The sequence below is a fragment of the Xanthomonas arboricola genome (assembly GCF_002940665.1).
Classification (GTDB): Bacteria; Pseudomonadota; Gammaproteobacteria; order Xanthomonadales; family Xanthomonadaceae; genus Xanthomonas; species Xanthomonas arboricola_B.
The window spans coordinates 1-319 of record NZ_MIGY01000011.1 but is presented as its reverse complement, the minus strand read 5'-3'; the positions used below and the strand labels follow the sequence as shown (position 1 = coordinate 319).

Genomic DNA, 319 nt, shown 5'->3' with positions numbered 1-319 from the left:
TGCCGGCGTCCAGCTTGGCCGCGACCAGATTGACGTCGTTGCCGGCGCTGAGGATCAGGTTGCCGCCGGCAGTGAGCGCCTGCTGGTCGATGGTTTGCGTGGTCGTGGTGGTGGTGACGCGGGTCTTGCCGTTGCGGCTCTTGTAGCTGTTGGTTTCGGTCTCGTTGAGGACGGATTCGACGTTGAGGTTGTTGCCGGCTGCGGCAGTCAGATCGCCGCCGGCCTTGACGTCGGCCTGGCGGATGGTCAGGTCGTTGCCGGCGGTCAGTTGCAGGCTGTCGCCGGTGCTGATGTTGGTACGGGTGGCGACCTTGCCGTC

General features: G+C 65.5%; 1 protein-coding gene. It reads right to left on the bottom strand.

The features are described 5' to 3' along the window. On the bottom strand, window positions 1-319 hold a 319-nt coding region (locus tag XarjCFBP7645_RS21245; protein WP_181126449.1), incomplete at both ends, for a hemagglutinin repeat-containing protein.